This is a genomic window from Streptomyces spiramenti, from assembly GCF_012034385.1.
GTDB classification, from domain to species: domain Bacteria; phylum Actinomycetota; class Actinomycetes; order Streptomycetales; family Streptomycetaceae; genus Streptomyces; species Streptomyces spiramenti.
This window is the reverse complement of the sequence record NZ_JAAVJB010000474.1, coordinates 1-1,019: the sequence shown is the minus strand read 5'-3', so window position 1 is coordinate 1,019 and position 1,019 is coordinate 1. Positions and strand designations below refer to the sequence as shown.

Below are 1,019 nucleotides of genomic sequence, written 5' to 3'. Positions count from 1 at the left end.
GGCCGGGGGCATGCGCCCCCGGCTGCGGGCTGGGCGACCGCCGGTCGCGGGCGCCACACGTGGCGGCACGGTGCCGGAACCCGCCGCTGTCGCGCGCCGGGGCGTGACGCGCGGAACGCCTCACGCCCCCGGATACCGTCCATGCGCCCGTAGGGCGTGACCGTGCGTTCGGTCAGGCGTTGGTCACGGAGGACTGACCGGGGCGTACTCCGGTCGTGAACCTATTTCGCCGGTTGGAGAGGCTTGTCGATGGCTGACCACGCCACCCCTGACGCCCAGGCACGAGCGAGTCTGCACCTGCTGGTGCGGGACATCGAGCGGGTACGCCGCCAGGTGGACGCGCTGCGGACCCTCACCTCGCAGCTGGGGAACGTGTACCGCCCACGACGCACCGGTCCCGCAACCGGCTTCGTCGTCTACGGCCGCGCTCCGGCGCCGACCGTCCGTCTGGCGCAGGAACTGCGGGACAGTGTGGAGACCCTGGTGACGGCGGCGGTCGACTTCGACCGGTCCCTCGGGTTCTCCTGGGATGCGGTGGGGTCGGCGCTGGGCGTCACCAAGCAGGCGGTGCACCGACGTTACGGTGCCCGCCGCGCCGCGCCGATCGGCGCGGCCCGCCCCCGCATGGCGGCGTCGGTGCCCGGCGCGCGTTCCGGGTCACCGGATCCGCTGGGGGACCCGATGGACGAGCTGTCGGAGCCCGTCCGCGCCGGGAACGACCTGGGCGAGGTGGTGGCGGCGCGGCACGCGCTACCCGGCCCGGCCCGGGGCGTGGTGCCCGGTCCGAGGGGCGGCTGACCGACCCGCGTGCCGTCCTGGCCGGCCGGACCGCCCCGCCCCACGGGGAGACGCCCGGCCGACCAGGACGGGACGACCGGGACGCGGGGCGCCCCTCCCCCGCCGCAGCGTTCGGTGGGACGGAACGAGCCGACCGCTGCCGATCGCCTGCCCGCGGGGCGGGCGGGCGTGCACAGCGGCTCCCGGGGGCCCGTGGGCCGAGGCAGACCGGGGGCGTGCCC

1 protein-coding gene is annotated in these 1,019 nt (G+C 76.9%); it reads left to right on the top strand.

Features of this window, described 5'->3' with window-relative positions:
- Positions 1 to 249: 249 nt before the first annotated feature.
- Positions 250 to 798, top strand: coding sequence for a hypothetical protein (locus HCJ92_RS24235; protein ID WP_167935737.1), 549 nt, complete (start codon positions 250 to 252; stop codon positions 796 to 798).
- The last annotated feature ends 221 nt before the right edge of the window (positions 799 to 1,019 follow it).

Coding starts and splice junctions, on each gene's coding strand:
- HCJ92_RS24235 (WP_167935737.1), top strand. CDS start 250: ATGGCTGACCACGCCACCCCTGACGCCCAGGCACGAGCGAGTCTGCAC.